The organism is Rhodococcus tibetensis (assembly GCF_024438035.1).
Taxonomy (GTDB): domain Bacteria; phylum Actinomycetota; class Actinomycetes; order Mycobacteriales; family Mycobacteriaceae; genus Rhodococcus_F; species Rhodococcus_F tibetensis.
The window spans coordinates 54,526-79,252 of the sequence record NZ_JANFQF010000020.1; the positions used below are offsets into that span (position 1 = coordinate 54,526).

General features: G+C 66.0%; 21 protein-coding genes. 15 read left to right on the plus strand and 6 right to left on the minus strand.

Annotated elements, in window-relative coordinates:
* The first annotated feature begins 74 nt into the window (after positions 1–74).
* The 8 genes from NOF53_RS21065 to NOF53_RS21100 are packed head-to-tail and all read left to right on the plus strand — an operon-like array spanning position 75 to position 7,746.
* The gene (locus NOF53_RS21065; protein ID WP_255972341.1) at positions 75–1,109 is read left to right on the plus strand and encodes an NrtA/SsuA/CpmA family ABC transporter substrate-binding protein; all 1,035 of its coding nucleotides are present in this window, start codon (positions 75–77) and stop codon (positions 1,107–1,109) included.
* Entirely contained in the window at positions 1,106–1,966 is an 861-nt protein-coding gene (locus NOF53_RS21070) for an ABC transporter permease (RefSeq protein ID WP_255972343.1), read from the plus strand. Before NOF53_RS21065 ends, NOF53_RS21070 begins: the two co-directional genes overlap by 4 nt.
* A complete protein-coding gene (locus tag NOF53_RS21075; protein WP_255972345.1) occupies positions 1,963–2,769 on the plus strand; it encodes an ABC transporter ATP-binding protein in 807 nt (268 codons plus the stop codon). The genes NOF53_RS21070 and NOF53_RS21075 overlap by 4 nt, the downstream gene beginning before the upstream one ends.
* Positions 2,766–3,809, plus strand: coding sequence for an ABC transporter substrate-binding protein (locus NOF53_RS21080; RefSeq protein ID WP_255972347.1), 1,044 nt, complete (start codon positions 2,766–2,768; stop codon positions 3,807–3,809). The genes NOF53_RS21075 and NOF53_RS21080 overlap by 4 nt, the downstream gene beginning before the upstream one ends.
* Positions 3,806–4,906: an LLM class flavin-dependent oxidoreductase gene (locus NOF53_RS21085; RefSeq protein WP_255972349.1), complete on the plus strand. Its 1,101-nt coding sequence runs from the start codon at positions 3,806–3,808 to the stop codon at positions 4,904–4,906. The genes NOF53_RS21080 and NOF53_RS21085 overlap by 4 nt, the downstream gene beginning before the upstream one ends.
* Complete coding sequence (locus NOF53_RS21090; protein WP_255972351.1) at positions 4,903–6,057, plus strand: LLM class flavin-dependent oxidoreductase; 1,155 nt, start codon at positions 4,903–4,905, stop codon at positions 6,055–6,057. The genes NOF53_RS21085 and NOF53_RS21090 overlap by 4 nt, the downstream gene beginning before the upstream one ends.
* Positions 6,054–6,761 (plus strand): class II aldolase/adducin family protein, encoded by a 708-nt coding sequence (locus NOF53_RS21095; protein ID WP_255972353.1) that lies wholly within the window; start codon positions 6,054–6,056, stop codon positions 6,759–6,761. Before NOF53_RS21090 ends, NOF53_RS21095 begins: the two co-directional genes overlap by 4 nt.
* 43 nt (positions 6,762–6,804) lie before the next feature.
* Complete coding sequence (locus NOF53_RS21100; protein WP_255972355.1) at positions 6,805–7,746, plus strand: ABC transporter substrate-binding protein; 942 nt, start codon at positions 6,805–6,807, stop codon at positions 7,744–7,746.
* Between the two features lie 40 nt (positions 7,747–7,786).
* Here the strand turns inward: NOF53_RS21100 and NOF53_RS21105 are convergent, their stop codons facing one another.
* The gene (locus tag NOF53_RS21105; RefSeq protein WP_255972357.1) at positions 7,787–8,797 is read right to left on the minus strand and encodes a sigma-70 family RNA polymerase sigma factor; all 1,011 of its coding nucleotides are present in this window, start codon (positions 8,795–8,797) and stop codon (positions 7,787–7,789) included.
* Positions 8,798–8,946: 149 nt separating this feature from the next.
* Between NOF53_RS21105 and NOF53_RS21110 the strand changes: the two genes are divergently transcribed.
* Complete coding sequence (locus tag NOF53_RS21110) at positions 8,947–9,513, plus strand: dihydrofolate reductase family protein (protein WP_255972359.1); 567 nt, start codon at positions 8,947–8,949, stop codon at positions 9,511–9,513.
* 118 nt (positions 9,514–9,631) lie between these two features.
* Entirely contained in the window at positions 9,632–10,366 is a 735-nt protein-coding gene (locus NOF53_RS21115) for an oxygen-binding di-iron domain-containing protein (RefSeq protein ID WP_255972361.1), read from the plus strand.
* Between the two features lie 8 nt (positions 10,367–10,374).
* Here the strand turns inward: NOF53_RS21115 and NOF53_RS21120 are convergent, their stop codons facing one another.
* From NOF53_RS21120 to NOF53_RS21140, 5 genes are all read right to left on the minus strand, one after another.
* A complete protein-coding gene (locus NOF53_RS21120) occupies positions 10,375–11,169 on the minus strand; it encodes a TetR/AcrR family transcriptional regulator (protein WP_255972363.1) in 795 nt (264 codons plus the stop codon).
* A 38-nt stretch (positions 11,170–11,207) separates the two neighbouring features.
* Complete coding sequence (locus tag NOF53_RS21125) at positions 11,208–12,791, minus strand: FAD-dependent monooxygenase (RefSeq protein WP_255972365.1); 1,584 nt, start codon at positions 12,789–12,791, stop codon at positions 11,208–11,210.
* A 167-nt stretch (positions 12,792–12,958) separates the two neighbouring features.
* Entirely contained in the window at positions 12,959–14,656 is a 1,698-nt protein-coding gene (locus tag NOF53_RS21130) for a (2,3-dihydroxybenzoyl)adenylate synthase (protein ID WP_255972367.1), read from the minus strand.
* A 43-nt stretch (positions 14,657–14,699) separates the two neighbouring features.
* Positions 14,700–17,024 (minus strand): hydantoinase B/oxoprolinase family protein, encoded by a 2,325-nt coding sequence (locus NOF53_RS21135; RefSeq protein ID WP_255972369.1) that lies wholly within the window; start codon positions 17,022–17,024, stop codon positions 14,700–14,702.
* 9 nt (positions 17,025–17,033) lie between these two features.
* Entirely contained in the window at positions 17,034–19,136 is a 2,103-nt protein-coding gene (locus NOF53_RS21140; protein WP_255972371.1) for a hydantoinase/oxoprolinase family protein, read from the minus strand.
* 294 nt (positions 19,137–19,430) lie between these two features.
* Here NOF53_RS21140 and NOF53_RS21145 point away from each other — a divergent pair, with 294 nt between their 5' ends.
* From NOF53_RS21145 to NOF53_RS21165, 5 genes are all read left to right on the plus strand, one after another.
* Positions 19,431–20,189, plus strand: coding sequence for a maleate cis-trans isomerase family protein (locus NOF53_RS21145; RefSeq protein ID WP_255972373.1), 759 nt, complete (start codon positions 19,431–19,433; stop codon positions 20,187–20,189).
* 23 nt (positions 20,190–20,212) lie between these two features.
* Positions 20,213–20,857 carry a VOC family protein gene (locus NOF53_RS21150; RefSeq protein ID WP_255972375.1) on the plus strand — a complete coding sequence of 215 codons (645 nt, stop codon included), beginning with the start codon at positions 20,213–20,215 and terminating at the stop codon, positions 20,855–20,857.
* Positions 20,854–21,099: a hypothetical protein gene (locus tag NOF53_RS21155; RefSeq protein WP_255972377.1), complete on the plus strand. Its 246-nt coding sequence runs from the start codon at positions 20,854–20,856 to the stop codon at positions 21,097–21,099. Before NOF53_RS21150 ends, NOF53_RS21155 begins: the two co-directional genes overlap by 4 nt.
* Positions 21,096–22,331 (plus strand): alpha/beta hydrolase, encoded by a 1,236-nt coding sequence (locus NOF53_RS21160; RefSeq protein ID WP_255972379.1) that lies wholly within the window; start codon positions 21,096–21,098, stop codon positions 22,329–22,331. The genes NOF53_RS21155 and NOF53_RS21160 overlap by 4 nt, the downstream gene beginning before the upstream one ends.
* Positions 22,332–22,458: 127 nt before the next feature.
* Complete coding sequence (locus NOF53_RS21165) at positions 22,459–24,600, plus strand: catalase (RefSeq protein ID WP_255972381.1); 2,142 nt, start codon at positions 22,459–22,461, stop codon at positions 24,598–24,600.
* Positions 24,601–24,727: the final 127 nt, after the last annotated feature.

A 24,727-nucleotide genomic window follows, 5' to 3' on the forward strand; every position in this document is an offset into this window, starting at 1 on the left:
GGAAATCGGACGCAGGGGACATAGCGTCAACGGTCGTCACACCTGACGATTCATCCGTTGAAGGAGTTCCCCACATGTCCCGCTTACGCCGACTGCCACGAGCCGCCGCAGCGCTCGCCATGATCCCGCTGGCCGGGTTGGCGGTGGCGTGTGGGACTTCCGAGGAATCCGGAGGAAACAGCGCAGGTGCCGACTTCACTCTCCAGGTCTTCGATCCGGGCAACTCGGGTGCCATCGCCGTCGGGAAACGCGACGGAACCTACGACGAGGCCCTCGCGCCGCTGGGCGCGAATATCGAATGGGTCAAGACCACACCGGGATTCAGCTCCAACCTCAAGCTTTTCAACACCGGCGAACTCGACATTCAGACCGGTGCGTACAGCCCGGTGGTCGGCGCGCTGTCCAAGGATGTCGGGGTGCGGATCTTCGCCACCTCGGACCCGTACAACAAGGATCAGGCAGGCATCATCGCCAGGCCCGAATCCGGGATCAAGACGGTCGCGGATCTCGCCGGAAAGCGGATCGCGGTGAATCCCGCCGGTAAGGGCGAGTACATCACCCTGAAGGCACTGACCCAGGCGGGCGTCCCCGTCGACTCCGTCGAGCGGGTGCCTTTGCAGCAGGCCGACGCCGCGTCGGCGTTCTCGACCGGCCAGGTCGACGCCTGGGCATCGTTCCTGGTCCCGTACCAGGAGGCGAAGGCGAAAGGCGCGGTCGAAATCGTCACCGAGGCGAGCATCGGCTCGGTGGACAGCACCATCATCGCAGGCCGTACCGAGGTGCTCGAGGAGCATCCCGAGGTGGTGCAGAAGTTCCTCGAAGTGACACAACAGCTCACGGAGAAGCAGCGACAGGATCCTGCGTCGTTCGAGAACGTCTTCGAGAAGACCGGCCCCAGGGCACTGTCGGGTCAGCGTCTCGACGACGCGATCGCTCTGGGCGGTCGGATCACCACCTTCCGCTATCCGACCACCGCCGACGCTGCCGACCTCGAATCGATCGCCGCGTTGTTCGCGGAGAACGGGGTGATTCAGCAGCCGCTGAAGGGCAGCGACGTCATCTTCGATCTCCCCGCCGCGCTCGATAACGCCTCGGCCGAGGGCAAGTGAGTTCGGCGGTGATCCTGACGGAGCCTGCGCGCAGCGAGGCGCCGGCCGCCCTGGCATTGGAGACACCCCGCTATCGCCGTATCCAGGAACGGCCCCGGTGGATCTCTGTTCCCCTGCGGTTCCTCGTCCCCGCACTGCTCGTGGCCGGGTGGTGGATCGGGTCTGCTACCGGCACGCTCAGCCCGGAGATCCTCGCCGGACCGCCCGCGGTGTGGCTGGCCTTCGCGGAGCTGTACGAGTCGGGCCAGCTACTCGACTTCGGTATCGCGTCGCTGCAACGCGCTGCACTGGGTGTGGGCTGCGGCGTCGTCATCGGGCTCGTGCTCGGCGTGCTGTCCGGACTCTCCGCGCTCGGTGAGGAGCTCATCGACTCCACGATGCAGATCAACCGGGCGGTACCGTTCCTCGCGCTCGTTCCGCTGTTCATCGCGTGGTTCGGCATCGACGAGACGTTCAAGGTCGTCCTCATCACCGTGGCGACCCTTGCTCCGATGTACGCGTACACCTACCTCGGAGTGCGCGGCGTCGACCGCAAGATGGTCGAGGCCGCCCGCGGGTTCGGGCTCACCGGCTGGCGGCTGGTGTTCGGCGCAATCCTGCCGACCGCACTGCCAGGAGTGCTGATGGGGTTGCGTATCTGCCTGTCTCTCAGTATCACCGGGCTCATCGCCGCCGAACAAGTGGGAACCCGCGAAGGCATCGGGTACCTCGTCACCCTCGCGCAGGAATACAACCGCACCGACTACATGGTTCTGTGCATCGTGTTGTATGCGGTTCTCGGTTTGATCTTCGATGCCGTCGTCCGGGTGATCGAGAAGTTCGCGATGCCGTGGCGGCAACTGTCGGTGACCCGATGAACACCACCGAGGCGCCGTTGCCGTCGCTCGCCGCCCGCGAACGCACCGCGACCACCGCAGCGGAACGACGAGCCGGGTCGCCCCTTGCCGTGTCGCTGAGGGGTGTGCGGAAGTCGTTCGGCGACAAAGGCGTACTCGCCGGGATCGACCTCGAGATCACCCGCGGTGAGTTCGTCGTCCTGCTCGGCCCGAGCGGCACCGGGAAGACGACACTTCTGCGCCTGCTCTCGGGACTCGAGCCGCCGGACGGCGGTGACGTTCTGGTACCGCGGCAGCGCACGGTGGTGTACCAGGAACCGCGACTGATTCCGTCCAAGCGCGTGCTGTCGAATGTGTCAGTGGGACAACAACGATCGCGCGCCACTCGCGAGAATGCGAAGCGAGCGTTGACCGAGGTCAATCTCGCCGACAAACAACGCGCGTGGCCCGCCACCCTGTCCGGCGGCGAAGCGCAACGCGTCGCACTCGCCCGGGCACTGGTCCGTGAGCCGGAACTGCTGCTGTTGGACGAGCCCTTCGCCGCACTGGATGCGCTGACACGGTTGCAGATGCAGGACCTTGTCGGCGACCTGGTGGCCCGTCACCGGCCGGCCGTTCTGCTCGTCACCCACGATGTGGACGAAGCGGTGCGACTGGCCGACCGGGTCCTGATACTCGACAACGGTGGCTTCGCGGTGGACGTAGACATCGACCTCCCGCGTCCACGAGAGCGGAACGATCCCGAGTCGCTCCGCTACCGCGCGACCTTCCTCGCCCAACTGGGAGTGGGACGCCATTCCCCACCAGATAAGGACAACTCATGACTGTGACGACCGGAAGTGCCCTCGCCACCCTCTGGTACACCCGCTGCCCGGTACCCACGGCGAGCGGTCTCGCGAACAACCTCGGCTGGCTGGGCCGGACGGCGAAAACCGCCGGAGTGGAATTCGGCGTCTTGCAAGACGCCGGTCCCGAACTGGCGGTGCGTCACTTCGATCATCAGCTGCCGGGGCTCATCCGGGAAGGCGGCAACGTGCCGGCCCTCGCTGCACGTGCCGAAGGTTCACCCACCCGGTTGATCGGTCTCACCTGGATCGACGAAGCGCAGGCGATCGTCGTGCGCCCGGGTTCCGAGGTCCGCGTGGCCTCCGGACTTGCCGGCCTGCGCTTCGGCATTCCCGCTTGGGCCGCCGACCGGGCACGGAGCTTCCCGCGCGCGATGGCACTTCATGGCGTCGCCTCCGCGCTACGCCTGGGTGGCCTCTCGTTCGCGGACGTGCGACTCGTGGAGGTCGCGACGACGGCGGCCCCGCAGGTGCGGACCGCGAATCCCGACCGCAATACCACCTGGGGCATCGAATCGCTGCTGGCGGGGGATGTCGATGCCGTGTACATCAAGGGCGCCCGCGCCCAGGAAGTTGCTCGGCAGCATGGGCTGGTCGTTGCGGTCGACCTCGATTCCGCTGCCTCCCTCCGCGATCGGGTGAACAACGGGACCCCGCGTCCGGTCACTGTCCACGCCGACCTTCTCGAACAGCGCCCCGACATCGTGGTCGGGTTTCTCGCCGAGAGCCTGCGCGCCGCGAACTGGGCGGCGGCGAACGTGGACCGGGTACGTGCCGTCTTCGAAGCGGAGACGCAGTCCGGGCCGGAAGGCGTTGTCGCGGCGTACGGCGAGAACTTCCACAAAGGTCTGCACCTGAACCTGTCCGAGGAGCGGGTCGACCTTCTCGGTGTGCAGAAACAGTTCTTGTACGCCCACGGCTTCCTCGCCCGGGATTTCGACCTCGAATCCTGGGTGGCGCGCGAACCCCTCGAGCAGGCCAAGGCACAGCTCGCCGCGGAGAAGGAGCCCACGACGTGACGGACTTCTACTGGGAGTTACCGTCCCGCGGTGACGGGCGCCGGGCCGCATCCGAGCTGAACACTCGCGGCGGATTCGGGGCCGATCGTCCGGCGACGGTCGCCACCGACCTGCGTCCAGGCAAGCTCGGCCCCTTCGACGAACTCGCCCAGGTGATCCACGCCGCGGAACTGTCCGGTGTCGACGCAGTGATCGCGCCCTACGACCCGTCGGGTGAAGAATCCTGGGTGGTGGCCGCGGCGGCACTGCGGCAGACCCGGCACGCGCGGGTCGCGGTCGAATTCCACTCCGCGTTCGGCACTCCGGTGTACGCGGCGAAGATGTCCGCGACCCTGCAGAGGCTTTCCGGTGGACGGCTCGAGTGGCGACTGAAGGTCGAGACCGACCCGGCCGACGCCCGCGCCCGCGGCGACTGGGTGACCGGTCGTGACCGTTACGCGCGTGCGGACGAGTTCCTGACCGTGGCTCGCGGTGTGTGGAACGACAGCGAGGTTCTTCCGGGCGGATTCGGTGGCACCGGATACGAGTTCGCCGGAAACCACTACGACGTGATCGACGGCGGATTCCGCGGCATCCTCTCCGGGCTTCCCTTCCCCGTCGTGCACCTCACCGGGAATTCGGACGAGGCTGTGACGTTGTCTGCCAAGCACGGTGACGTCCACCAATTCGTGCTGACCGACGCCGGGTACGAGTCGTCCGCGCGCACCCTGGCCGACCATGCACTCGAGCATGGTAGGTCGGTGCGAAAGCTGTTGCGGCTGCCGATCATCGCGCGTGAGACGACGGACGAGGCGTGGGCGCGCGTCGAACGGCTGTGGCGGGAGGTGCACCCGGACGGTGTGAGCGGCGACAGCCGCGCTCTCGCACGCGAGAACGCCCGGTGGTCGGGGTTCGACCGCCTCGGCTACGACCAGAGCATCGGCCTGATCGGCAGCTATGAGGACGTGGCCCGCGAGTTGTCGTCGTTCCGGCATATCGACGGTTTCGTCCTCACCGGCCGACCACACATCGAAGAGCTTCACCGGGCGGGCGAACACCTGCTCCATCTCGTCGACCCCGCCGGACGCACCCTCGCCGGTCAGGAGGCACACACATGAGTATCGATTTCTACTGGCGCATCGGCATGGAGGGCGATCACGCGTCGCTGCGAACACCCCGGCGCTACAACCGCGGTGATGCGGGCGGCCACGGTCCCGGCAACATCGCCCCCGCGATCCGGAACGGCGAACTCGACGGCTACGGGTACATCGACCACATGGCCGCCGTGGCGAAGGCGTCCGAGTCGGCCGGCTTTCTCGGCGGTCTCCTGCCGTCGTTCCCCATGACGGAAGATCCGTGGGCCACCGCGGCCGCGCTGGCCGCCGAGACCACCACGTACCGGTTCATGGTCGCCTTCCAGCCCGGTTTCCTCCACCCCGTGCAGGCGGCGAGAATGTCGGCGAGCCTGCAGCGCGCCACCGGTGGGCGACTGGTCTACAACATCATCAGCGGCGGCGGCGGGGCCCCGCAGCTGTGGTGGGGCGACAAGGTCGATCACGATGACCGCTACGCACGGACCTCGGAGTTCCTCGACGTGCTCCGCGGCGTGTGGGACGGCCGTCCGTTCGACTTCGACGGCCGCTTCTTCCACACGGAAGGTGCTGCCCTTCCGCCAGGCCTCGCCGGCCAGCAGTTCCCCGAGGTGTTCTTCTCCGGCTCGTCGGGAGCCGCAGTGGCCGCCGCGGGACTGCACGCGGACTACTACCTCTCCTGGCTCGAGCCGTACGCCGACCTGCGGGCCAAGTTCGACGGGGTGCGTGAGCATTCCGCGAAGCTCGGCCGCACGCCGAAATTCGCGGTGCGGATCGACGTCGTCGCTCGTCACACCGAGGAGGCCGCCTGGGCCGAGATCGAGAAGGGCTGGGCTTTCGTCGACAAGGGTGCCGCCGACCGTGCAGCACAGGGTGATTCCGTCGGTGCGGCCCGTATCAGGGGGTGGGTGCCCGAACACATCACCGGTTACCGCGACCTCGAGGTCCAGCCGAACGTGTGGTGCGGGTTCAGCCTCATCCGCGGCGGCCCGGCGTTCGGCCTGGTCGGCAGCTACGAGCAGGTCGCAGAACGTCTCGACGAACTGCGTGAACTCGGCGTGGACGCCTTCATCCTGGCCGGTAATCCCCACCTCGAGGAGGCATACCGCGTCGGTGAGGAAGTTCTTCCCCTCCTGCAGCGCCAACCACTTCCTACTTCCGGACAGGACACACCATGACTACAACCGAGAACCGCGTGAATCCCGATGTCGCCACGTTCGTGGAGGCCGCGCGCCGGGACGCCGACAAGGCCTTCGGAGTGTTCCGGCGCACCGGGACCGTATCGGCCAACGGCACCGTCAACTTCGTCGAACGGGTGCCGGGCACCGAGATCGCAATCGCGCTGAACGATCCCGGCCCGTGGGCGGATGATCCGCAGGTGTCGCCGGTCGTGGCGACCTTCGACGGTGAGGTGTTGTCGGGTAACGGTTCCGCCGGATTCGTCACCGGTTACGCCGCCGTGTTCCGGCAGCATCCGGAGATCACCAGCGTCGTCCACATCCACACGCCGTGGCTCGGCGGCTGGGCGCAAACCCACCGCACCCTGCCGATTCGATACGCGGCGTCACAGCGACTGACGCTGTCGCGGGAAATTCCGCCACACATCGACCGTTCGCAATCGGCCGGCGACTTCATCCTCGAACGCCTCCGGGACGACCCGGACCTCGTTGCAATCTTCGAGGCCAACGGCGGCGTCAACGTGATCGGCCGCAGCGGCCTGCTCGATCTCGCGAAGTTCGTCGTTCTCCTCGAGGAAGGAGCCCAATTCCAGGCCATCGCCGAATCCCTGGGAGGGTCGGTCGAATTCGACACCTCGAACCTCGCCGTGCAGTGGGGACGCTCGGGCCTCGCCGACGAGGCGCGCCGACGCGGCCTCCTCTGATTTCCTCACCCTCCTCTTCAACCGAACAGAACAGGTAACGGTCATGACAGTCCGTGTCGGATACTTCCCACACAACAACTCGCTCTTCGTGCTGCGGCACACCGGAATCCTCGAGCGTCGGCTGCCCGACGTCGAATGGGTGGATCTGCGTGAACTGCCGTCGAAGCCGCCCGTCGATCCAACGAACGCCCTTCCTACCCTGCATTCCGACTGGCTGTTCGAGGACGGCGGATACGACGTCATCGGCACCGGCTTCACCCCGCCGATCACCGGCTTGGCGCACGACCGCGATCTCGTCTACATCGGCATCTCCGGCCCCCGCGTCGAGAACGGCCGTCTGGTCGTGAAGGCGGAGTCGGGCATCGAGTCCGTCGAGGATCTTCGCGGTAAGCGTGTCGGCATTGCGCACGGGTCGTGGCAGACGACGCTGCTCCTGTTCGCGCTCGACCGGGCAGGACTCACCTGGTCCGACATCGTGCCCGTCGACACCGACGTGCGCGCAGGCGGCGCCGAACTCGTCAGCGGAACCATCGACGCGTGGGTCGGCGCATACCCGGGGCTGGCGGATGTCGAAGCCGATCACGAACTGCGGACGCTCGTCGAGACGGATGGGCTCTTCAGCCATCCCTCGCTGTGGTTCACCCGCCGCGACTTCGCGGAGAGCAACTCCGCACAGTTGCGTGCCGTCGTCGAGGCGCTGCAGGAGTCCGACGCGTGGATCGAGACACACCCGCGCGAAGCGGCACAGTTCTTCGTCGACGACGTCGAGCGGCGCGGCGGCACCGCAAGTCTCGACGCCTGGGAGGCGGCGCTGCGCGGACGGCCCTTCGGCATCAACCCGGTCACCGAGCAGTTCCTGGACGAACAGCAACGCGCCGCCGACCTGTTGCTCGCGAATGGACTGCTTCCGCGGTCGATCCGGATCCGCGACGCTGTGGTCTCCGAGATCGGGGAGTTCGTCGCCGCCGATCGCGCCGCCGTGTAGCGGGACTCGGGGCACGCAGATCGACCCCACGAAAGGTGGATCATCGGCTCGGGAGTGATCGCGGCAGCCCGAAGGATGGGAGCACGCTGCTGTCGAAGCGGGTGAAGGCGCAGATCCGTTCGACGGTCAGGGTGAGGACGAACAGGCCGGAACCATGCCGGATGCCGGTCGGGGCGCGCAGGTAGGCGCCGAACGCCGGCTGACCGTTCGCTCGGGTCGGAACGAGGTCGACTCTCCTGCCCGAGCCGAAGATGCCGGCGAACAGGCGAATGGCGGCGTCACGGCCCTGGTATTCGAAGGGAATCGGTGGCATCGAGATGAAGACATCGTCGGTGAGCAAGGCGACCAGCGCGTCAGGATCCCCGGACTCGTAGGCACGGACGAACTCGGCCACGAGCGCTTGCTCGGACGCCGAATTCGGGCCGGGAGCCGGTTCGCGCTCCTCACTCTGCGACCGATGGCGTTTCAGCCCGGCGCGGGCTCGTTTGAGGGCGCTGGTAACCGAGTCCACGGTCGAGTCGAGCATGTCGGCCACCTCGATCGCGCGGAACCCGAGGACGTCGCGCAGGATGAGCACGGCGAGCTGGCGCGGTGGCAGGAGCTGAAGGGCGGTCACGAAGGCCAGGGAGAGGGATTCGCTCTGCTCGACGCGGGCCTCCGGTCCGAGCGGTACCCCGACTGCCCCCTCGAGCACGGAATCGGGAAAGGGCTCGAGCCAGGGCACTTCGCCGAACCCGGTCGGCTCGGGTGGTTCGACCCCGGGCATGTCCCACTCCCTGCGGAGACGTCGGCCGGCCGAGCGACGCGCATTGAGGCAGCGGTTGGTGGCGATCCGATAGAGCCAGGTGCGAAGGGCGGCGCGTCCCTCGTACCCTCCGATGCCTTGCCAGGCGGCCAGCAAGGTGTCCTGGGCGGCGTCCTCGGCGTCGTGAAACGATCCGAGCATCCGGTAGCAGTGCACCAGCAGTTCCCGGTGGTGCGGCTCGGTCAGCTCTCGGAACGCGTCGCCGTCCCCCGCCCGGGCCCGGGAGAGCAGGTCGCCTGCTACCACGGTGCATCACCGTCCTTCCAGCCCGTCGCAGATTCTCCTCGTATAGACACCGATGAGGGCGGGAACCGGGCGGTCGAGGCGTCGACCACTTTCTCGTCGTCGCGGTGTCTACATCAGTGCCCTGACACCGCACACGAAGGAGAACCGGAATGGGAAAGATCGTGATGAGCGATTTCGTCTCTCTCGACGGGGTCGTCCAGGACCCCGACGGCAAGGAAGGCTTCAGAGTCGGCGGCTGGTTCGGCCGGCTCGACGATCGCCGAGAACTGTTTGCGGTCAAGCTGGACGAGGCGCTGGGCGCCGAGGCCCTACTACTGGGTCGACGCAGCTACGAGTTCTTCGCCGCCCGGTGGCAACCCCGCGGTGGCGGCTTGGCGGACAGACTGAACAACCTGCCGAAGTACGTCGTGTCCTCGACACTTCGAGATCCGGACTGGACGAACACGACGGTCCTCGGGCGCGACGCGGTGGCCGATATTTCGATGCTGAAGCGCGCGGTAGCAGGGGAGATCCTCGTCTACGCCAGCTTCCAGCTCTCGCGCACGCTGCTGATGCACGACCTCGTCGACGAAATCCGGTTGATGATGCTCCCCGTAGTGCTGGGCGCCGGTGCGCGGCTCTTCGGCGAAACGCGCGACACGACATCTCTGCGCCTGGTCGACTGCCGGACCGTCGCCGACGACATCGCCTTACTCACCTACCAACCCCGCGACTGAGCGCGTCATCGACCACCGAAGCACAGGGGCTGCGAGTCGTGCCGATTCCCTTGTCTCCGCGGGCGGGAAGGGGAAGGGTGGTGCTCCAGGACACCGTCACCCTTTGCGGAGGCCGGACATGGACACCACGATCACCGAGATCGCACCCGACATCTATCGCATGTCGACGTACATCGACGACGCGAACCTGATCATGAACCAGTTCCTCGTCGACGGTGAGGAACCGCTCCTCTTCCACACCGGGCAGCGGTTCCTCTTCCCCTCGGCATCCGAGGCGGTCGCTCGCGTGATCCCCCTCGACCGATTGCGATGGATCACGTTCGGCCACGTCGAGGCCGACGAGTGCGGTGCGATGAACTCGTGGCTCGGGGTGGCCCCGCACGCCGAGGTCGCGCACGGGGCGATGGGCTGCTTCGTGCAGGTGAACGACCTGGCTGACCGGATGCCGCATCCCCTCGAACACGGCGACGTCCTCGAGACGGGCACGCGGTGGGTGCGCCACATCGACACGCCACATGTCCCGCACGGTTGGGATGCGGGACTCATGTTCGAGGAGACGACATCGACACTGTTTTGCGGAGATCTGTTCACCGCCTTCGGTCACCACCCCGCTCTCACCGAAGAGGAGTTACTCGGTCCGGCGCTGGACGGTGAGGACAATGGAAACGCGACGTGCCTGACACCGGCCCTCGAACCCACCATCCGCGCATTGGCCGACCTCGAACCCCGCACCCTCGCACCCATGCACGCGCCGGCATTCAACGGCGACTGCGTCCAAGCGCTGCACGATCTCGCCTCCGCCTACGAGCAGCGGTTCGAAGCCGAACGCGAACGGTACGCCGGCCGGCACTGATGGCAGGTTCAGCGTCGCTTGTCGTTGGTATCGGGCCGCGGGGTGTCTTCGAGGAGTCGTTCCAGGTAGTCCAGATCCTGTCGGAGCAAGGCGATTGCCCGGGCCGGCCCTTCCGGTGACACGGAGGTGGGAACTTCTTGGGCGAGGGATTGCACGGCCATTTCCGCTAGCTGAGTGGCGACGGCCCGATCATCGTCTGCGTTCCCCGGTTGGTGCCACCAGGCGATCCAGTTGAGCATGCCGATGATTCCGAGAGCTGCGGTCCGTGGATCGGCCGGGCGCATCTCACCGGCGCGGATTCCCTCCTCGATAACGCGAATGAACTCCTTGAGTACATGGCGTCGGCTCTGCTCGTAGGTGCGTGAGATGTCATCGGAAAGTTCCGCTTCGGATCGGATAATGAGCCGGAATCGATCCGGCCCTTCCGCCTGGTGGAGCGCGATGGCGATCGCCATCGCGCGGAGCTTCTCGCTCGGACCGATTTCGGTTCGCTCGTTGATGTGATGGAGCAGGGCTGCCGGCGTCTCGGTGCTCTCACTGACCAGGCGTGAAAGGAGCTCGTCCTTGTTGGCCACGTAGTGGTAGAGGGCGGGCCGGGTCAGCCCCGTCGCATCGGCGATGTCCTGCAGCGTGGTGCTGGCAAATCCCCGTTCAGCGAAGAGCCGAGTGGCCTGCTCCATGATCTGCTTCTCCACCAGCTCACGGCGGGGGTTGCTTCGGCTGGCGGGGCTCTCGGCCGCAGCGGAACCGGATTTGCCCCGGCCTCGGGGTCGGCGCCCGGTCGCTGCGTCCTCGCTAGTCATGCCCGAAGGATAGCGGGCGCCGTTCGCGATCCGTGCGCTCATGTCGAGGCCCCGATCCCGGAAAATGCTGGAGCGGTCTCTGCGGGCACCGGCTCGGTGAAGAACGCCAGGTGTGTGCGTGCGCTGACCAGACCGGCTGCCACGTCGGCGCTGCAAGAAACCGGTGCTTCCACGACGACAACGGCGTCGGTTCGCCGCAGAAGCCGTTCGGCGAGATCGAGCCGGTTCAGGAGTGCTGAGCGGGTGGCCGGGCCGGTGAGCCACAAGGTTCGCGCCTGAGGCGCCGTGTCGACGAGGGAGGTGGCCTCTGAGCTCCAGGCGGAGTCGAAGCCGATTTCGAGCACTGCGGTGGTGGCAGCCTCGCGTAGATTCGCCGGCGCAATCCGGTGATCGAACTTTTCACCGTCCCAGACGAAAGCCTGATCGAGGATCCACGTGGTGACGTCTGTGTCGGGAATGGCATCGGTTGGCACCTTCGCGTAGCTGGCGAGGCCGTTTCGGACCAGCGTAGGTGCGGATTCGAGGAAGCGGCTGAGACTGACCTTCCCGGCGCGGGTCATGTAGGCGATCGTCAGTTGTTCGATCGGTAGGTCCATCCGCTGCGGGAAGGACTCCCACCACAGCTCGCTGCGGTGCGCGATGTGCTGGAGGTACTCGACGGCGGGACGTCGTACCCGCTCATATTCCCCCAGTGCCTCTTCGAGGTTCGGGGCGGTGGTGACTGCGTGATCGAGGGCGATGGCGTCTTCCATGGCGAGCTTGGTGCCCGAGCCGATGGAGTAGTGCGCGGTGTGTGCGGCATCTCCGAGCAGCACTACGTTTCCGCTGTGCCAGGACCCGCAGGAGACGGTCCGGAAGTGTGTCCAGCGGGTGCGGTTTCCGATAAGTCGGTGGTGCTCCAGCGTTTCCGCGAATGCGTTCTGGAGGTACAGCAGTGACGATACGTCGCTGTCCTGGGGGGCGGTGCGGTCGGTGGACACGTCGAATCCGGCTCGCCGCCAGGTGTCCTCGTCGGTTTCGATGAGGAAGGTGCTGCGGTCGGGCGCATAGGGATAGGCATGGGCGACGAAGGTTCCGTGCTCGGTGGTGACGGGGATGAAGAGTGCGCTCGGTAACGCGAAGTCTGTTCCGCACCACAGATATAGTCCGGCCCCAGTGTCGATATTCGGTGCGAACCGGTCAGCGAGCTGGGTGCGGGTGGCACTGTTGATCCCGTCGGCCGCGATGATCAGGTCTGCGTCCAGGTCGCGAGCGTCGCGTCGTACACCGTAGTTCAGGCGGACGCCGGCATGCTGGGCCTGCTGTTGCAGGACGTCGAGCAGGGTTGTGCGTGCGATCGCGAGAAGATCACCGTGGGGAAGGTGCGCGATCTGACGGCCGACCTGCATCGACATCTCGTGCGGGTACGCAGCAGCGACGATGGCTTCGAGGGAGGCGGGATCGGCCTCACGAAGGTTGCGCTGCGTGCGGGAGGCGAGGCCGACGCCGAATCCGAATGTCTTGTCGGGCGAGCTCTGTTCGTACAGCGACACCTCCGCGTCCGGGTGGCTTCGCTTGAGCAATCGTGCGGCGTAGAGACCACCAGGTCCGCCGCCGAGCACTGCGACTCGCTCGAGATTCATGGCAAAACTCCAGTCTGTGTGACGTACAAGTCGATTATTCTACGCTCTTGTCGAACAGTCAACGCGGCGGCGCATGCATGTGGTGCCGTAGTTTCGGCTTCGGGGCATGCCCGCGCGGGACGTGCCCCAAAAGTGCTGAGCCGGAAAGAGACCGGTGGTCCGTGTACTTACACGACCAGGTGTCGGGTATCCGCCTCGGCGCTCAATTTCGCCGCGATCTCGGCGCGCAACTCTTTCTTGTCGATTTTGTTCACAGTGGTGCGCGGTAAGGACGGCACCCATTCGAGCCGTTCCGGCCACTTGAACTTGGCCACTCCCAGATTGGCCAGATGCTCTTGGATAGCACTCAGCGGCAGCTGATCTCCATGGGTGGCAACCAGGTATGCACAAGCTTTCTCCCCGAGTCGGGGGTCCGGCATGGCGACGACCGCCACGTCGGCCACACCGGGATGCTCGAGCAGGAGCAACTCGAGTTCCTCGGCGTTGACCTTCTCACCACCCCGGTTGATCAAGTCCTTGATCCGTCCCTCGATCGACAGGTACCGCTCGCCATCGATGACGGCGAGCGATGCGAGGTCACCGGTGCGGTAGAAGCCGTCGGAGGTGAACGCTTGTCGGTTGTGGTCCGGGGCGTCGAAATATCCCGGAATCGTGTAAGGGCCACGGCAACACAGTTCTCCGATACCCCCTTCGGGGACTGCGTGTTCCGTTCCGGGCTCGAGAATGCGGACTTCGTCGTCCGCGGCGACCGGGGTGCCGACCGTCGTTCGCCGGGCCTGTGCGGGGGAGTCGGGCGGTGTCACCGTGAACAGACCCTCGGACATCCCGAACAGCTGGCCTGCCCAATGTTCGGCACCGTCATCGACGCGCTCGAACAGTTCGGCAGGTACCTTGGCGCCCGACAACACGACACGTGTGAGGAACGGGCGCGCCGCGTCGAACTCAGGGCCGAGCACAGCCTGGTAGTGGCCGTGCCCGATGAGGACCGCCGTCGACTCGGTCCGTGCCATCAATTCGAACGCGGACGGTGCGTCGGCGGTGGCCAGGACGAGACAGGCGCCGACCGAGTGCGCCGCATGCAACCCGCAGGAAATTCCGGCGTTGTGAATGATCGGGATCAAGTGCGCCACCTTGGTGTGTTCGTCCCATCCCAGGCGCTGGGCATAGAACAAGCCGTTGTTCCAGTACTCGGTGTGAATGCGCGGTATGACCTTGGGTACGCCGGTGGTGCCGCCGGAAAGTTGGAAGGCGACGACGTCGAGCGGATCGATCTGTGCCTCGATTTGTTCGACCACGGCACGTGCCGCGTCGGGGTCGATCGCAAGCCCCAGCTGTTCCAGGCGGGTCACGTTCCCGCCGTCCTCGCCTTCCTCGTCTCCGACGCTGATGAGGATTCGGACGCTGGGGTGGCCGGCGGCGTGCTCCCGTGCGAACGCGAGGAGGTCGAACCCCGCGGTGCGGGCTTCGGTGATGTGCCCGACGGCGCCGACCTTCCTGCTGATGTGTCCGATCTCGTGCATCCGGTGCGCGGCCAAGGTCGCGACGGGAACAATTCCGGCCTTCACGCAGCCGTACCACGCAAGGACGGTCTCGAGGCGATTGGTCAGCTGGAAGATAACCGGATCCAGTCGACGGAACCCGAGCCCGACCAGCCCGGCCGCGATCTGATCTGTTCGACGGTCCAGCTCGGCGAAGCTCATCGAGTCCACCGCGCTGATTACCGCGGGCCGATCCGGGAACCGGGTGGCGATCTGGTGCAGTCGCTGCCCGGTGGGATCGTTGCTCCACATCCCGCTCTCGCGGTACCGGCGGGCCTGGTCCTCGGGGAACGTGACGAGGCGTCCGCCCCAATCCGAGAATGTCACCGGGGTCTCCCTCCTTCGAAACTCGGTGCAGGACTCACGGGCCTCACAGCTCTGCCACCGCAGGGAGGAGACGGGCCATGTCGAGCGCATGATCGGGGTGATCCGCCGGAACGATGCCCGAGTAGATCGCGGTCCAGCACCCGGGGCAACACAGCTGCCGGAAGACAACGGGAGCGTCGACATACTCGCTGGGATCGGAGGTCACCTGCGGCCCGGCAGTCGAAGACGGTCCCTCGAACCGCGCCAAGTTGAGCGCCGAGTTGTTCGTCTCGTCGCCGAGAAGCCGTCCACACTGCGCGCAGGCAATCACACGAGTGCCTCCGAAGTCGACCTCGGCAAGGTTGTCGTCGAGGCGGCGGGCTCCGGCGAGGTCCAGCACCGGGGCATCGGACGGAGTAACGACGGAACGGTCTCGACGCTCCGATCGCATATTCACCCGCCGCCCCGAGGTCAGCGCCTCGTCGACGTCACCGTCGACCAGGACGACTCCGTAGACAGTCTCGGCGCCGGATTCGGTGACCTTGCCCTCGCGGAAGTCGGCTGCCACCGCGGCGGGATCACGAAGCAACGGATCGCCGTATCCACCGCCGCCCTGCCAATGCATGTACAGCACCTCCCCGGGGGCTACGTAGCTCTCCGCGTAGCAGGCTCCGAGCTCACGGCCACCGCTGAGATCGTCCAAAGCACCAGGAATGCGTCCTGCGGCGAATTGTTCGAGAATGTCGGTGCCCCGGGCGAGGACCTCCACGCCGGTGTTTCCAGGGTATCCGCCTGCGAGCCCGTTGTTCTGGGCGACCGCCTTGCCCGCGGACGCCAGTACCAGGCCCATCGGCAGGCTGGTGCCGTAGGGGGTGATGGCGATGGAGGCGCTGACACCGCCGCGTTGGCGTCCGGGTCCGCCGGAGTCAGGTTCCTCGCGGCGCCACAGGGTGAGCAGCGGGTACAGGAACTCGGTCATTTCGGTGTCCGGGATGCGGCCCATCGGGATGCAGAACAGGCCCCCGGTGTCCATGCCGTCGGCTGTCGGGCGGGCCCCGTATCCGCCGGCCATGGGTTCCATCATGATGTTGAGGAACGGCACCGACTGTTCGGGCCGTTCGTCGAGGCCCGCGATCACGGCGGTGTCCCACGTGCCGCAGCACGCAGCCTGCACGCTCTTGCCGAGATCGACCGACCGGTCGAGCATCTGAGACAGACATTCGGCGATGAGTGTGCCAGTGAGCCACGCGGGTCCGATGGGACCGCGGCTGACCGCGGCGGGGAAGGTGGCGTTGTTGATCGTGCCCTCTTCGGAGACCAGGTCGAAGCAGCGCATCAGTCCGCCGGCAGACCAGGGAATGTCGCCGGCGAGGATCGGAAGCAGGGCGAGCATGACACCGCCGCGCATGCCGGCGTACGTGCAGTTGATGACCCCTGTCTGTGGATCGGTCCCGGTGAAGTCGAAGGTGAGGTGATCGGCGGTCTTGGTCATCGCCACGGTGATCTTGTGGATCCCGCGGTCACCGACGTGTGACTGGTCTTGGTAGCCGGTGGCTTTCCAGGTGCCGTCGGGCAGAGAGGTGAGCTTGCCGCGCAAGCGACTTTCGGCGTCGGCCATCATCCGCTTCATCACGGCCTTGACGGTGTCGGCCCCGTACTGTTCGATCACCGCGAGAAGGCGGTTGCGGCCGACGGTGTTTGCGCCGATCTTGGCGCGCAGGTCGAGGCCGACGAGCATCGGCACCCGCGAGCGCCGCACCCAGGCGTCGGAGACATCGCGTTGGAGCTCGTAGTCGCGGACCACCTTGATGGGCGGGGTCGGCAGCGACTCGGAGAAGACATCCTTTGCTGCGGGGTCGAATGAGCCGAGGCCGGATCCGCCGAGGTCGGGTTCGTGACAGATGGCGCTGGTCCAGGCGAAGAGCTTGCCTTCGTGGAAGATTGGTTGATAGACGATGACGTCGCTCTGGTGCAGACCGCCGCCGACCCAAGGGTCGTTGCACAGGAACATATCGCCCTCGGTGATGCCCGGGTTCGTGGACCTATGTTGGAGGGTCCAGTAGATGGCGAGGTCGACGGCACCGACCAGCATGGTGTTGTAGAGACCGACCTGCACTTCCTGGCCGATTTCGTCGCTGATCGCGAAGTCGAAGTCGTTGGCGTCGGTGACGATGGGGGAGCCGGACATGCGCTTGAGCGCTTCGCCCATTTCGTCGGTGACCGACCACAGCCGGTGCCGGATGACTTCGTAGGTCAGCGGGTCGAGGTTGTCGATCTGTTCGGCGGTGACGGTGTGGACGGGCAGTGACGGGGGCAGTGATCGCGACAGCGCGTCGGGGTCGATCGGTCGGCTCGAGAACACCTCGGCGCCGGGAATCTGCATGGTCATGGAGTGCTCCTAGTGGGCGACGATGTTGAGGTTGCCGAGGCGGTCGACGGTGCCGGTGGTGTCGTGGGGAACGACGACAGTGGTCGTGGGGACCTCGATGATGGCCGGGCCGTGCAGGATGTGTCCGGCGAGCAGCTTGCTGTAGTCGTAGACGGCAGTGTCGACGTAGCCGATCGTGCCGTCCAGGCAGACTTTTCGGGTGTCGATCAACGCGGGGGAGGCGTCAGTCGAGTCCGCGGACTTCAATTCGGGCAGTGTGGGGGAGAAGGGGAGGATGCCGGTCGCGCGAACGCGGTAGGTAATGGCTTGGATGCCGGCCTCCCGGAATCCGCTGTCTTTTCCGTAGAGTTCGGCGTATCGCTGCTCGAATAGATCAGAGGCCCGCGCGATGCCTGCGGCATCGAGGCTTCCCGCCGGCACCGCTGTCGCTACCTCCGCGAGCTGCATGGTGTAGCGCATGTCGATCTCGCGTTCGATCTCCACGCCGGTGAAGGTCAGCCCCTGCCGATTGAGCTGCTCGAGTACCTGAGTTTCGAGACGGGCGAAGTTGCGGTCGGCCCGAGCAGGGTCGAGCGGCATCGCCGCCGGATCGGACAGTTCGGCGGCGAGGACGATGTTGGACGAGGCCAAACCGTACGCGGAGAACGCCGACGCGACCTGCCCGAGTGGAACGATGACTTCCGTGACCCCGACCTCACGGGCGTAGGCGGCGCAGTGCGCTGGGCCGGCACCACCGAAGGCATAGAGGACGAAGTCGCGGGGATCGTGTCCCGCCTCGACCACCGTCTTGCGCAGCAGGTCACCGGTCTGGGCGTTCTGCACCGCATAGATCGCCGCGGCCGCATCCTCGACCGAAAGCCCGAGTGGGTCAGCGATTTGGGTGCGGATCGCTTCGCGCGCGAGGTCCTTGTCCAGCGGCTTACGCCCCCCGAGGAGCCCGCGTTCAGGAAGGATCCCGAGCACCAGATTCGCGTCGGCGTTGGTCGGTTCGGTGCCACCTTGACCGTAACAGGCCGGCCCCGGTACGGCCTGGGCACTGTGGGGACCGATCTGCAGATTGCCGCCCGGATCGACCCAGGCGATGGCGCCGCCGCCGGATCCGATGGCGTGCACCTCGAGGGTGGGGACGTTGATCGGGTGGTGATTGATGATCGTGCTGGACGCCCGGACGGGCTCACTGTCGACGACAAGGCCGACGAGGAAGGTGGTGCCGCCCACGTCGGTGGCGATGATGTTGCGGTGGCCGAGTTGCTTGCCTAGAGACACCGCTCCGACCACGCCACCGGTCAACACCGATCCGACGGTGCTGATTGCATTCTTCGGTGCCTCGGCGGCTGCGACGGCGCCGCCGTTGCTCTGCATCACCAACAGTGGGCCGGCGAGTTCGAGCTCGCGCAGCTTCGACTCCAGTGAGCCGAGGTAGTCACGCAGTCCGGGGCCTATCTGGGTGCTCATAATGGTTGTCGCGTTGCGGGCGAACTCGCGGATACGCGGGCTCACCTCACTCGACAGCGAGACGAATACCGTCGGGTCGATCTCGTGGACGAGTTCGCGGATGCGCTGTTCGTGCGCCGGGTTACGGAACGACCACAGCAGCGAGACCGCGATCGCGGAGATTCCGTCGGCGAGAAGCGTGCGGATTGCCTCGCGAGCCGACTCGTCGTCGAGCGCGACGACCACATTGCCGTCGCGGTCGAGCCGCTCGGTCACTTCCAGGGCATGTTTCTTGGGGATGAGTCCGTGAGACTTGCTCTGTCCCATGACGTTCTGCAATTGCTCCGGCGAGCCACCCAGGTATCGGCCTTCGACGTTCATGATGAAGATGGAGTCGCGGTGGCCCTTGGTCGTGAGGAAGCCGACCGGAGGCACGTTGCCCATGACGAGCGCGTTGAGTGAAGAGGTGGTGCCGTGCGCGATGTGGTGGGTGTTCGCCAGCATCTCCTGGACCGGACAACCGAGTTGCTCGGCGAGCGCCTCGAGGACATCGATCACGCCGAGGGAGTAATCCGGCGGCGTCGACGGAGCCTTGGCAGCGAGAACAGTGCCGGCGTCATCGTCCAAAACCGCATCGGTGAACGTGCCACCGACGTCCACTCCGATCACATATGCCATTGCTGCTGCGCTCCTTCGTGCTGGGGGAAATTCTGAGGGCGGTGTGAGGTCATCCTCGAACACTCCTTACGTCTGTGTCGAGTATTCGACGTGTCTGATGGCATGTCAAGTGGCAAATGTGAGTGCGGTCACGAATCTCGGAATTCTCGAGAGAGGGGTGAAGTGCGGCGGTGGATGGCTGGGGACCTTGACGAATCATCACCGGCGTCGAATAATCGTCGTATACGTAAATCACCCCCGGTGGGGGTGAGAAGTTCCCCGTACATCGCTACTTCAGAATCAGAGGGCCACACCATGGGCGTTTATCGCATCGGGCTCGTCGTACCGAGTTCCAATGTGACGGTCGAGACGGAAATGCCGAAGCTGCTCAACCGGCATGCAGACGCACAGTTTTCGTTTCACTCGAGTCGCATGCGGATGCAGGCGGTATCCCCGGAGCAGTTGCGGGCGATGAACGCTCAGCGTGAGCGGTGCATCCTCGAGCTCGGTGACGCCGGGGTCGACGCCATCCTCTACGCCTGCCTGGTCGCCCTGATGTCGGTGGGGCCCGGAGAACACCAACGCGTGGAGGGTCTGGTCGCCGAGCAACTGGCGACCGGTGGCTCCGAAGCGGCGATCCGCTCGAGTGCAGGCGCGTTGATCGAAGCCCTGCGGGCGATGAAAGCACAACGGATCGTCCTGGTGACGCCCTACCTGCGTCCCCTCGCCGAGCGGGTCGTCGACTACATCGAGGCTGAAGGTATTCAGGTTCTGGACTGGCGCGCGCTCGAGGTCGCCGACAACGCGGAGGTTGGCTGCATTCCCGGCGACCGGGTGATGGATGCCGCACGATCGCTCGACCGCAGTGGAGCCGACGCGATGGTGATCTCCGCGTGCGTGCAGATGCCCTCCCTTCCCCTCGTGCAGTCCGCCGAGGAGGAGTTCGGGTTACCGGTGCTCTCCGCAGCGACCGCCGGCGCCTACAGCCTGCTGCGCGCGCTCGACCTTCCGGTCGACATTCCCGGAGCCGGAAGCCTGTTGCGCGCCGACGCCCCGGCCCCCGCCCTTCACTAGCCCCGAACCCATTGGAGTTCACCATGTCCGAACTGCAACACTCGGTCAAAGGCGTCGACCACGTCGCCTACCCGACCTTCGACCCCGCCGCGACCGTCAAGTTCTACCGCGACGTTCTCGGGTTCCCAGTCGTGCACTCGATCTGCGCTGCAGGCTGGGGCCCGGAAAAACACCCAGACTTCATTCACTTCTTCTTCGACATCGGCAACAACGACCGATTGGCCTTCTTCTACTACTTCGGCCTCGAACCGTTCGAAGGCGGCCCGCAGGGCGACTCGTACTCCCGCTTCGCCGAGGACGTCCCCATCTTCTTCATCCGGTCCCGCCACCTGGCCATTCACGTCGACAGTGACGACGACCTGATGGAATACCGGCGGCGCTTGGACCACAGCGCATGGCCGGTGGAGATGCAGATCCAGCACGAGACGATCGAGTCGATCTACACCCACGATCCCAACGGTTACATGATCGAAATTACCCGGGCGCTGCGCCCGGTCACCCCGCAGGAAGACCTCGACGCCAACCTCACCATCGACGCACTCGTCGACGTCGTTTCCGGCCCTGAGCCGAGCATGGCCGCGCTGCTGACGCGCAAGGCCGAACTGATCACCGAACGCGCCGCGGCCTGGCAGCAGCAACAGGAATCGAAGGAGATGGCGACCCGATGACCACACTGTTCGTCCTCGACGTCCCCGAGAATACGGCCGTTGCGGAAGTGGCCGGTCGCGACCCAGCGGTCACCGTCGATCACGTCGGACCCTACTTCCGGATCCACTCGGACTCCGACATCGTGATCGATCGTCGAGCCACCGGCTGCCGCCACGCCGTCTGGTACAGCAGCGTCGCAGGTTTGGCGCAATCCCGAATCACGCAGTGGGACAAAGATGCCATGCGGATCGAGCGACTATGAGTGACGACACCGCAAGGCTGGGCGCCGGCCGATACATCGACGCAGCCCACCCCCCCGACAGCACAGTCACCTCGGTGCACGAACTCACCACCGCCGACGGGACCAAGGTCTCCGGAGTGCTGCGGGTCGTCCCCGGTGCCCGCACCGTGGTCACCCTGATGCATCCCCGCCAGGACCTGACCCATCACGTCCTGGTTCCCGAACTGCTCGCCCGCGGCTACGCGGTGTGGACACAGGGCACGCGGTCGGTCAACAACGACACCGCCCTCGTGCACGAGCAGGCCCTGCTCGATGCCGCGGCCGGGCAGGTTTTCATGCGGGAAAGTGGATTCGAGAACGTCGTGACCCTCGGCCACTCCGGCGGCGGCACGCTCTTCGCGTTCTACCACCACCAGGCCGCCCTGGCCCCGGGTGAGCGGTTGACCCGTACCCCGGCCGGGCGACCGATCGATCTGGCCGGAGCAGACATGCCTGTGCCCGATGGGGTGATCTTCATGGCACCGCATCCGGGCCAGGGGGTCCTGCTGCTGCGGTTGATCGACCCGTCTGTGGTCGACGAATCCGACCCGTTGGCGGCCGACCCGGAGTTGAATCCGTTCGATCCAGTCAACGGCTTTGCCGAACCACCCCACAGTTCCTCCTATTCGCCGGAGTTCATCACTCGATACCGGGCGGCGCAGCGCGACCGGATCGCCCGCCTCGATGCCGTCGCCCGCGAGCGCGTGCAGAACGCCGCCGATGCGCGTCGCCGGTACAAGAGCACCTCGGACCCGGCGGATCGGCGTTCCGCGCTCGCACCGCGCGTCCTGACGGTGTACCGCACCGACGCGGATTTGCGGTTCACCGATCTGTCGCTCAGCCCGAACGAGCGGCCTTACGGGTCACTGTTCGGCCGGCGACCCGATCTGACCAACTACGGACTCGTCGGTTTCGGACGATTCGCCACCCCGGACGCCTGGTTGTCGACCTGGTCCGGACTGAGCACCAACGCCAACTTCCTGCGCTGCGCCCCCGGCGTTGCCGCACCCACCCTGTTCGTCGAACTCACCGGCGATCAGGCCTGCTTCCCCGAGGACGCCAAGACCATGGTCGACGCCCTCGGATCGGCGGACCGGACGCACGTCCGCGTGGCCGGCACCCACTTCGGCGGGCCGATCACCGACGGTGCTCCCACCGGCGCCAGTCTGGCCGCCGCTGACATCGGCGCATGGCTGGCCAGCCGTTTTCCTTAGTCGACTCCTCGGCGTGGGCAGCGGAGGGGTTACGCGGCGCTCGTCTGGGCACTCTGCATCAAGAGCGGCGTCGTTGAACAGCGATGCGACGCCGACCTTGCTCGAGCGACAGCGAAGGGGAATTTACGTGTCCGAGAAGAAGCCGCTGATCCCAGGAACGCCCGGATCGGGAACACCGTCGGTCGACGAGCCGACCGAACCCAGAGAGCCGCTTCCACCGAAACCCGATCAGCGGTCGCCGGCGCTGCGTTCGGCGACGGGTGAGCCGGTCGAAGGCGCGGAGACGGCGCGGGGACAGAAGGGTGAGTACCTCACGACAGCGCAGGGGGCGCGTCTGTACGACACGAACCATTCGCTCAAAGCGGGGGTGCGGGGACCGACCCTCCTTCAAGATCACCATTTGCGGGAGAAGATCACCCACTTCGATCACGAACGTATTCCCGAGCGGGTGGTCCACGCCCGGGGCGCTGCAGCGCACGGTGTGTTCCGGGGGTACGGCGCCGCCGAGCCGATCAGCAAGGCCGCGTTCCTCGGTAAGGACGTCGAGACGCCCGTCTTCGTCAGATTCTCGACTGTTCTCGGCTCGCGTGGTTCCGCCGACGCCGTCCGGGACACCCGAGGTTTCGCGACAAAGTTCTACACCAGTGAGGGCACTTTCGACCTGGTGGGCAACAACATCCCGGTCTTCTTCATCCAGGACGGGATCAAATTCCCGGACATCGTTCACGCCGCCAAACCGCATCCCGATCGCGAGATTCCGCAGGCCCAGAGCGCCCACGACACCTTCTGGGACTTCGTGTCCCTCCATACCGAGGCGACAGCGCACACGCTGTGGAACATGTCCGACCGGGGCATCCCGCGGTCGTATCGGATGATGGAGGGCTTCGGCGTCAACACCTTCCGCATGATCAATGCAGACGGCGAGAGCACCCTGGTGAAGTTCCACTGGAAGCCCAAGCTGGGCGTGCACTCGCTGGTGTGGGAGGAAGCGCAGATCATCAACGGCATGGACCCCGATTTTCATCGACGTGATCTGGCCGATGCGATCGAATCCGGCGCCCACCCGCAATGGGAGCTGGGAATTCAGGCGTTCCCGGATACTCCTGACCAGATGTTCGACGGGATCGACCTGCTCGACCCCACCAAGATCGTGCCGGAAGAGTTGGCGCCGGTGCAGCCGATCGGCGTCATGACGCTGACCGCGAACCCGACGAATTTCTTCGCCGAAACGGAGCAGGTGGCGTTCCATCCCGGTCATCTCGTTCCCGGGATCGACGTGACCGACGATCCGCTGCTGCAGGCCCGGTTGTTCTCGTATCTCGATACGCAGATCAGTCGCCTGGGTGGTCCCAACTTCGGGCAGATACCGATCAACCGTCCCCACGCCGAGGTGAACGACATGCTGCGCGACGGCATGCACCAGACGGGGGTGCACCCCGGGGTCGCGCCGTACCGGCCCAATTCACTCGACGGAGGATGCCCGTTCCTGGCCGGGGCAGACACCAGTGCGTTCGTCGAGGTTCCGGTGCCGATGCCGGAGTCGACGAAGCTCAGAGGCGCCCCCGCGAGTTACGACGACCACTTCTCGCAGGCCCGGCTCTTCTATGCCAGCCTCAGTGACATCGAGCGCGCCCACGTCGTGCAGGCGTACACGTTCGAACTGGGGAAGTGCTACGAGCAGGCCATCAAGGAGCGGTCGCTCCGCGTTCTCGCGGAGATCGACACCGGCCTCTGCGCGGAAGTGGCTGCCGGCCTCGGACTTCCGGCTCCCGAGCCGACCGTCGCCCACAGCGCGCCACCGATCGTCAGCCCCGCGCTGTCCCAGGTGGGCGCCGAGTGGCCGATCGACGGCCGGATCATCGGCATAGTCGCCGATGAGACGTCCGACCTCGCCGAGGTGGCCGCCGCCGTGAAGTCGATCGATGCCAGTGGGATGGTTCCGCTGGTCATCGGGCCCCACGGCGGTGAGCTCGGGTCGGGGAAGGAAGCGGTGCCGGTGTCGCGCACTTTCCTGACGATGCGATCGGTGGAGTTCGACGCGATCCTTCTCGCCGCGTCGCCGGCCGATCCTCGCCTGCTGGTGCTCGTCTCCGAGGCATTCCGCCATTGCAAGGCAATCGGCGGGTGGCCGGCCGGCCGTGATCTTCTCGTCAGCGCCGGCATCTCGGCCGATGCCCCCGGGATCGTCGTGGCAGATCAGACCGAGGGGCTGCTCGACGGAATGACGACACTGATGCGTTCGCACCGGGTGTGGGAGCGGACCGTCTGATCGAAGCGATACCGAGGGTGACCCGGCCATAAGGCCGGGTCACCCTCGGTTGAGGAACACAGATCTCCGCAACTGTGGCGCACGATACATCTTAGTGCTAAGTTATTGAGCACTAAGGAAATGGCCG